Annotated in this window: 3 protein-coding genes and 1 pseudogene; 1 reads left to right on the top strand and 3 read right to left on the bottom strand. The window is 52.6% G+C overall.

Going from position 1 to position 2,914, the window contains the following annotated elements:
* A pseudogene (locus NCN04_RS10145) lies at positions 1-274 on the top strand (redox protein); the annotation flags it as partial.
* On the opposite strand, the gene NCN04_RS10140 reads toward NCN04_RS10145, so the two are convergent.
* The 3 genes from NCN04_RS10140 to NCN04_RS10130 form a co-directional block, all read right to left on the bottom strand.
* The gene (locus NCN04_RS10140; protein WP_250396015.1) at positions 250-1,149 is read right to left on the bottom strand and encodes a transglutaminase family protein; all 900 of its coding nucleotides are present in this window, start codon (positions 1,147-1,149) and stop codon (positions 250-252) included. The pseudogene NCN04_RS10145 and the gene NCN04_RS10140 overlap by 25 nt on opposite strands.
* Entirely contained in the window at positions 1,134-2,132 is a 999-nt protein-coding gene (locus NCN04_RS10135; protein ID WP_250396014.1) for an alpha-E domain-containing protein, read from the bottom strand. Before NCN04_RS10135 ends, NCN04_RS10140 begins: the two co-directional genes overlap by 16 nt.
* Positions 2,126-2,914 (bottom strand): circularly permuted type 2 ATP-grasp protein (locus NCN04_RS10130; RefSeq protein ID WP_250396013.1); only part of this gene is annotated, 789 nt, incomplete at its 5' end. The genes NCN04_RS10135 and NCN04_RS10130, both read right to left, overlap by 7 nt.

Here is a 2,914-nt window from a genome sequence, read left to right as displayed (position 1 = left end):
TTGGGAGCATCCTTTTCATATCGTTCGTTTGGACAGTGGAGGTGACATTCTCAATATTCCAAGAGGAACATTTCATCGCTCTTTGTCTGATCTCGATGGATCTGTTGTTCTTAATCAGGCCAAGCGAAATTCCAATGTATGTCTAGACAGAGAGTTCCGTGTTTACAACAGCCTGAAGATCCCAAAGCTCTATCAAGTCACTTCAAAAGCAGCAGCGCGTCCGCTTTTGCATGGTCTTGCACCTGTCCTTCAGGCAGCGTCAGTTGTCTCTTGAGCCATGCTCTCGGGCGGCCAACTTAAGACCTGTGCCTTGATCGTCCAGTTGAGCTTGCTGATGGTGTTGGGTGGACCTTTGAAATCGCCTGAAACTGCAGCGGTTAGGTCTGGATTTGAGGAGCTGGCTAGCACGATGTAACGTTCGCTGATTTCGCATCCAGCGCTGGGGTCAAAACCACGCCATCCTGCTCCAGGAAGATAGATCTCGGCCCAGGCATGAAGGTCATAGTCAGTAGGGGCAGGATCGGTGAGTTGATACCCGCTTGTGAACCGTGCAGGCAGACCAACGCTCCTACAACATTCCACCATCAACATGGCTAAATCTCGGCAAGAACCCACCCTCTCTCTCAGGGTTCGGCTGGCTGGCCAGGCTCGACCTAAATGTCGCTTGGTGTATTTCACCCGGTCTTGAATGGTCGCCATCAGTTCGCGCAAAAACGGCAAGGTTTGTTGGCTCCCTCCCATCAAGGCATCTTGGGCTAGGGCTATGGCTGAGGGATCGTGCTGACCGTTTGGTAACCATCCTTCCAGCGCACCGTGTAGATCACGATTGAGATGTCCGCGGGGGTAGGGGAGCTGAGGATTCAGTGGGTTGAAGCATTCTTCAAGTGGCCTTGCAGCTTGAGTTTCCACTCTGCTGTGAGCCTCGATGCACAAATGACTCGTTGTGCCTTGAAAGCAGATCCGTTGAATCTCATCTCCACTGGCTGCTACGAGAGCATGCTGATGGCTTGGTTCTGGAGACACGATCAGCGCGTGCTCAAGGAGCCGCTGATGACCGTGACCTCTGGGTTGGAGGCACAGGCGGTGTGCTCCAAGACTGATGGGTGCGTCGTATTGATAAGCAAGGGTGTGGGTCAGCTCAACGAGCATGATGGGTCTGTCGAAATAGTTGAGAGGACCTGCGGTGTGAGATCGGCGGTGGGGAAATAGCTTTTCTGAATGAGACCATGCAGTTGATTGAGATCGGTCTGCAGTTGATCAATCACTTCATGCAAGCCACGGTCGATTAGAGACTCAATGCGGACGTAACTCCACTTAGCCACGAGCTGACCGCTCAGGCATTCGAGGTCGTCAGGTGAGCCTGGAATGGGCTTGTGTTGAATTCGCTGGAGGGTGTCATTGATCTCTTGCAAGCAAAACCGTACGGATCTGGGAAAAATCGGATCCAGCAGAAGAAAACGTGCCACTGAAATGGGACTGATTGCTTGTTGGACGCTCTGCCGATACATCTGATAGGCCCCAGCGGTACGGAGAAGAGCAATCCATTGCAGCTCATCCAGCACACCCCCCACTGCGCTTGGGACTGGTAACAGCAGAAAGTACTTCACATCAACGATTCGGGAGGTTTTATCGGCTCTTTCAATCAGCCGGCCTAGACGGCTAAATAACCAGGCTTGATCGCGGCTGAGTGTGACGTCAGTGATGCCATAGAACAGTTGGCAACCGCGACGAATCGTTCGAAGTTGCTCTTGGTCTGGTTCCCTCCATAGAACTTCTCCGTTCTGAAGACTCCAAAAGAGATCATTGATGTGTTCCCACATCTCAGTAGAGATCACATCACGGATTTGGCGGGCGTTCTCGCGTGCATTCGAGATACAGCTCACAATGCTGTTGGGGTTGTCAAGGTCTAGGAGCAAAAAATCTCTGACATCTTTTGATGATCGACGCGGATAGCTTTGATCAAAGTGCTGGCGATCACCATTCGCATCGATTAAGGGCAACCAGGGTTCACCGTTGCCGCTGGGATTGTCTAAAGCCATCGCATTGCTCACCTCGAGAAAGCGAGAGATGTTTTCGGCGCGCTCTATAAAACGGTTGATCCAATAGAGGGAGTCCGCGACGCGGCTCAACACGGCATGGCCTCCAGATGTTCAATCGGTGCTTGTCTATCACTCACCACCCAGGTGTCTTTGCAACCGCCGCCTTGGGAGGAATTCACTACTAAAGAGCCACGTCTTAAGGCGACGCGGGTGAGTCCACCTGGACTGACCCAGGTACTTTTTCCACGCAGAACATAAGGACGTAAGTCCACATGACACGGATAGAGCTCACCCTCACTGATTGATGGAACTGTGGAGAGCTGCAATGTGGGCTGTGCGATGAAATTTCGAGGATGAGCCTTGATCTTCTCGGCAAAGGCCTCGATTTCGCTTGTTGAGGCGTGGGGACCGATCAACATTCCGTAGCCCCCTGCTTCAGCTACCGACTTCACCACGAGTGATCCGAGGTGTTCCAGCACGAAGGTCATGTCATCTGGCCTGGAGCAGAGATAGGTGGGCACGTTTTCGATGATGGGTTCCTGCCCGAGGTAGTAGCGAATCATCTTGGGGACGTAGGCGTAAATGAGCTTGTCGTCGGCAACGCCTGTTCCTGGTGCATTGGCGATAGCAATGTTGCCCTTGCGCATCGCGTCCATGAGGCCAGGCACTCCAAGGATGGAATCTCTGCGGAACACATTGGGATCGAGAAAGTCATCGTCAATCCGTCGATAGATCACATCAATTCGCTGCAATCCCTCTGTGCTACGCATCCATACATGTCCGTTCTCGCAGATCAAGTCTCTGCCTTCCACGAGCGTGACTCCCATCTGCTGGGCGAGGTAGCTGTGTTCGAAATAGGCGCTGTTGAACACTCC

It is taken from the genome of Synechococcus sp. MU1655, from assembly GCF_023630655.1.
Taxonomy (GTDB): Bacteria; Cyanobacteriota; Cyanobacteriia; order PCC-6307; family Cyanobiaceae; genus Synechococcus_C.
This window is presented reverse-complemented; position numbering and strand designations above follow the sequence as displayed.